Source organism: Vibrio jasicida CAIM 1864 = LMG 25398 (assembly GCF_000400365.1).
Classification (GTDB): Bacteria; Pseudomonadota; Gammaproteobacteria; order Enterobacterales; family Vibrionaceae; genus Vibrio; species Vibrio jasicida.
Genome location: NZ_BAOG01000134.1, coordinates 1 through 3361, shown reverse-complemented (window position 1 = coordinate 3361; position 3361 = coordinate 1). Strand labels below are relative to the sequence as shown.

Below are 3361 nucleotides of genomic sequence, written 5' to 3'. Positions count from 1 at the left end.
AGTTCTTTCTCAAGTAAATCATGTGTTTGTGGTAAAACATAACAAACAATTCAACAGTGATTCGCAACGCTTGGCGCTCTCACTTCGGGTTGAGTTAAGTGTTTACGGCGCAGTATTCAAGTTCAGTGTTTGCGCTGCTCACACGTTAATTGGGCGTTATGTGCTTTGGTGTTGATGATGTATAGATGTACATGAAAGTCATTTTAAATTAGTAAAAGGAATTACTATGTCCAAAAAGGAATCGAATAAAAGTACTGCAATAAAGTTGGGTTTGTTCATGGCTGGCTCGGTATTTGGTGCAGCCTTGTATATCTTTTTTGCGTTTCCAACATCTTGATTGTTCCGGTTGCGAAATTTCGTCGCTTGAATAGTTCATGGTCAGGCTACATGTAGGGATAGAATGTTAGTTGCCATCGTATACATCATTGTCACACTTCTTATGGTTAAAGTGTTTTTAAAGAAGAAAGTCTCCAAAAGTGTACTTTTTTATTTCGCTCTTGAACTCTATTTTGGTGCAGTTGCGGTCGCCTCTTATATCGATTAGCTGTTCAGAGAGTAAAGGTGTTTAATTTAAGCACGCACATAACAAATTGTTTAAGAGTGATTCGGCACGCGTGGCATTTTTACTATGCGTTAACTTTAGTGGTTAAGGTGGTATGCGGAGGCTTCGGCATTGCGTGCCTCACACCTTAACAAGGCGTTATGCCTATAAGAGGAAATGAATAATGACATCAAAAGACTGCGTAGATATGAAGCAGTTAGTAATGACATTTTTAGAGATGCATATGAAAGAGTACATTAGTCCTATGTATCACTATGTAAAAGAAAATCCAGAATTAATTAAGACGGTACCTGGGTTCCTTATGAATCCAAGGTCGATATCCGTATATCTTGGGCGCACTCATATAGGTGTTGAGTTTGATGGTCCAGAATTTATTACGGAGTTAGAGTCAGGTTCAAACATTGAGGTTAAATACTTCGATTACTCTGTAGAGGAATGTAATTTAGTAGAGAAAATCATTGGCTTTGAATTTGATTCAACAAGACCAATTTCACTACCGTTACCTCCTTACTCTGAAGATATTATATTCCCGACAAACCGTGGTTTTGATAAGTTGAGAGAGTTGAAATGGAACTTTTCAGCGCAAAATTCAATCATGGGGCTAAATGTACCGACCCCGTCGGTAATGAATGATCGCTTTACTCGAGTGATAAATGCGTTCTTTTTTGATGCTGATGAATCTGGTTTGATAACTAGGCAAATTAAGTGGCTAGACTTAATCCCTATCGAGTTTGACAGTAGCGACCCTGAAATGGATAGTTTTGGCTTTAATCTAAGTATCTATAAGGATCTAGTGAAGCCTGACGCTCATTATGTCTATCCTGCCCCCGATGAGTTTAAGTATATACAACTGCCAAAGATCAATAGATTTATTGAACTTTGGGGTAACAAAGATTCAAGCGAAGTAGATATAACAAACTTTATCAGTGAAGAAGAAAATCAGTTTATTCTATCTATGAAATTTGGCGCTACAGCAATTCATTCTGAATTGACATGTGATTGGCAAAGTGAAGACCGTAAATCGATCAGACCTGACTTTTTCGTGGTTCAACCTAATGGGTATGCGGATATTGTCGAGTTCAAGTTACCTCATATACCTAAATCATTTGTGGTCGGTTCAGAAAATAGAGAAACATTTTCCGCATGGCTTAACTCGTACATATCTCAAACTAGGGCTTATGTCTCATTTTTTGACGACCCTAATAATCGCAGGTGGTTCGAAGACAAGTATGGTTTCAAGGTTCATAAGCCAAAGCGTTACCTAGTAGTCGGTCGTCGTCATGATTTCAAATCGGAAGTGTGGCGTGAGATTCAATCAGACTTTAGGGACCTAGAAATAATTACCTTTGATGATCTTATCGACGGTGTAAAAGCACAGTTTTACCAATAGGCATAACAAACTGTTTAAGAGTGATTCGCAACGCGTGGCATTTTCACTATGCGTTACGTTTAGTGTTTAAGGTGGTATGCGGCGGCATCGGTATTGCGTTGCTCACACCTTAACAGGGCGTTAGTTTTATAGGAGGCAGTTGTGGCAAAACCGATTTCATTTGGTCAATTTAAATTTGGCACTCGAAAGGCATGCGAAGAAGATGCTCGTCGTCGTATTAATTCATACAGTCCCGGAACAATAATGGCTTTGGATGATAAAGCTTTTTTTGAAGCTTTGTTTACATTGCATAGTGAGTATGATGAAAAGGTTGGTTGTGGCATTAAAGATATTGAAGTTGGGTTAGATTTCCACCGAAATAGATGTCTGTTCATAATCCGAAAAGATGATTCTAGAGTCGTAATTAGCTGGAGACATTGTGTTAAGCCATATACAAAGAAAATGGTTGTTTCTTACGCTTTTCGAAGAGCTGTTAAAAGCACTGTCATGGCATTCAAAAACGAAGCTATTTTGAATGGGGCTGTATGTCCAAAACTAGGTGTTAATCTGACATTCGACAATAGCCATGTTTCTTATGTTTCAATGTCATTTGATGACATGCTGACGGACTTTCTTGCTGAAAATAGTCTTACTTACGAGTCAGTTGAATTAATTGACCCAGAGTATAGTGATTCCGATCAGCGGGGAAAGCTTGCTAGTCATGTAGTTACAGAAAGTTGGCAGAAATATCATCAATCAAGAGCAGAATTTGAGCTGCTTAGCATTGAGGCTAATTTAAGCAAATAAAACTAACAAACTGTTCAAGAGGGATTCGCAACGCGTAGCATTTTCACTATGCGTTGGTTTTAGTGATTAAGGTGGTATGCGGCGGCTTCGGTAATGCGTTGCTCACCCCTTAACAGGGCGTTATGTTTACTTGAAATTCAAAGACTTAAAGTTCTTAGGCTCTAGTTCTTTGTCCCTCTGGCAATCCGTCCCTAGTAGACTCAGCAAATCCGCATTGTCGGTCTAAGTTCTTGCATCTCTCAGCCCGTAAAACATGCCAATGTTCGCGGGTTGCTTCATTGTCAGGTCGTGGCGGTCGGCTTCTTGTTTAACTGGCTCAAAGTCGCTTTCAGGTTCATTACCAAGCAGCATTTCAGCTTGGCAGTTGCCTCGGCAAATTACCATTGTTTTGCGCTTTGGTTGGAAAGAAAGGGTACTTGTTGGAGCTTAGTCGGGTTGCCTCATTGGGCAGGGAAGTGGAATTACACGTTTAAGGTTACTCGCCTTTGGCGGTCAAGTTGGTTCGAGCCCTGTGGTTTACTTCAGAAAACTGTTCAGAAATAGCAGTTCTTTCTCAAGTAAATCATGTGTTTGTGGTAAAACATAACAAACAATTCAACAGTGATTCGCAACGCTTGGCGCTC

General features: G+C 39.8%; 3 protein-coding genes. 2 read left to right on the top strand and 1 reads right to left on the bottom strand.

From position 1 onward, the window contains the following. Positions 1-725 precede the first annotated feature (725 nt). Together VJL_RS24440 and VJL_RS24435 are read left to right on the top strand one after the other, a co-directional pair. A complete protein-coding gene (locus VJL_RS24440; RefSeq protein WP_038881920.1) occupies positions 726-1952 on the top strand; it encodes a Shedu anti-phage system protein SduA domain-containing protein in 1227 nt (408 codons plus the stop codon). A 141-nt stretch (positions 1953-2093) separates the two neighbouring features. Then, the gene (locus tag VJL_RS24435; RefSeq protein ID WP_038881919.1) at positions 2094-2738 is read left to right on the top strand and encodes a DCL family protein; all 645 of its coding nucleotides are present in this window, start codon (positions 2094-2096) and stop codon (positions 2736-2738) included. A gap of 222 nt (positions 2739-2960) precedes the next feature. Here the strand turns inward: VJL_RS24435 and VJL_RS29740 are convergent, their stop codons facing one another. Beyond that, positions 2961-3122, bottom strand: coding sequence for a hypothetical protein (locus tag VJL_RS29740; protein WP_173400291.1), 162 nt, complete (start codon positions 3120-3122; stop codon positions 2961-2963). Positions 3123-3361 lie beyond the last annotated feature (239 nt).